The organism is Chromohalobacter nigrandesensis, from assembly GCF_023061285.1.
Classification (GTDB): domain Bacteria; phylum Pseudomonadota; class Gammaproteobacteria; order Pseudomonadales; family Halomonadaceae; genus Chromohalobacter; species Chromohalobacter nigrandesensis.
The window spans coordinates 1-1,208 of the sequence record NZ_JAKGAM010000037.1 but is presented as its reverse complement, the minus strand read 5'-3'; the positions used below and the strand labels follow the sequence as shown (position 1 = coordinate 1,208).

Sequence of the window (1,208 nt, the reverse complement as noted above, 5' to 3'; positions counted from 1 at the left end):
GTATGAGTCTGGGCTTACAGCTAATCTCGGGAGCAAGGGAGACATTGATTGATGACTCTTATCGAAGAGTTCAGGGCAACGGTAGCTTAGCCTCAACATCTGAGTTTGAAGGATTTGGTGGCGCAAGAAACACAGATACTCCTCAATTCAAACCGTCAGGTAAAACCTACATACTAAAAAGAAGCGAAGTTTATTCAAAAAATGAGATTGAAAGAGAGCTTCAGCTCATAATAGTTTTCTCTACCCCCAAAAGCAAACCAGCAAGTAGAGATGTTTTGGTTATGGAGATTAATAGATGAAGGCGATAATTTTTTTAGCTGCCATGCTAATGGTTTTCTCTGTAAAAGCTGAAGTTCTATTTCAGGACCCAACATATCAGCAACTTAATCAAGCTATTGAAGCCCAGAGCAAAGAGAGCATTACTGATCTTTCTGGGCCAGATGTGGAGAAAAATCAATATATTCTAGGCCTTCTCTATCTGAGAGGAAGCAAAGATTTTGGTATAAGAAAAGATTGTGACAAGGCGACAAGTCTTCTAAAAGGGGCGTGGTCTTCGGGGATCATAGATGCAGGATATGCGTTAGCTGCGATGTATTACGCTGGTGAATGCGTAGATAAGAATGTTGCACAATCCAGACATTTAGCTACTGAAGCGGCAAGTTCAGGCTACGTGTTAGCTCAACGAATGTTAGGAAGGGCTTACTGGGGGCGTGAGTGGGAAGAGCTGTATCCTCGCGATATGCAAAAGGCAGTATATTGGTTGAGTCAGGCTGGGGAAGCAGGAGATAGACAGTCATCCGGCAATTTAGCTTACATATATAAAACAGGCGATGGTGTCGAAAAGGATTATAGGAAATCTTTCTTGTGGCAGAAAAAAGCAGCTTTCGCTAAGTTTTCAGAAAGCCCCGGCGTGGGTTTTTATCCGCTCGCAAAATATTATGAAAAAGGCATTGGTACAGATATTGACTTGGTCAAAGCCTACAAATATTACGACCTTAGCGGCACCGCTGGCGCTGAAGGCAAACAACGTGTCGCCAAAAAAATGACTCAAGAACAGATCGATGAGGCTATCCGTCAGTCACAGGCGTGGCAAGAAGAGCATAACATTCAGGTCGGAGGCGGCTTTATTCGCCGCGTCGATTGATGCTGGCTTATTGAACCCTTGAGGGTTTCTAGCCAGCACTCGGTATGTTCACCGACGACGACGC

At 44.1% G+C, this 1,208-nt stretch carries 2 protein-coding genes; both read left to right on the top strand.

What is annotated here, in order from left to right; all coding sequences use genetic code 11:
• On the top strand, nucleotides 1–299 hold a 299-nt coding region (locus L1073_RS17075; RefSeq protein WP_246901426.1), incomplete at its 5' end, for a hypothetical protein.
• Nucleotides 296–1,144: a tetratricopeptide repeat protein gene (locus tag L1073_RS17070; RefSeq protein ID WP_246901425.1), complete on the top strand. Its 849-nt coding sequence runs from the start codon at nucleotides 296–298 to the stop codon at nucleotides 1,142–1,144. The genes L1073_RS17075 and L1073_RS17070, both read left to right, overlap by 4 nt.
• The last annotated feature ends 64 nt before the right edge of the window (nucleotides 1,145–1,208 follow it).

Bases quoted from the DNA above. Each gene is read 5' to 3' on its own strand.
- L1073_RS17070 (WP_246901425.1), top strand. From the start codon at position 296: ATGAAGGCGATAATTTTTTTAGCTGCCATGCTAATGGTTTTCTCTGTA.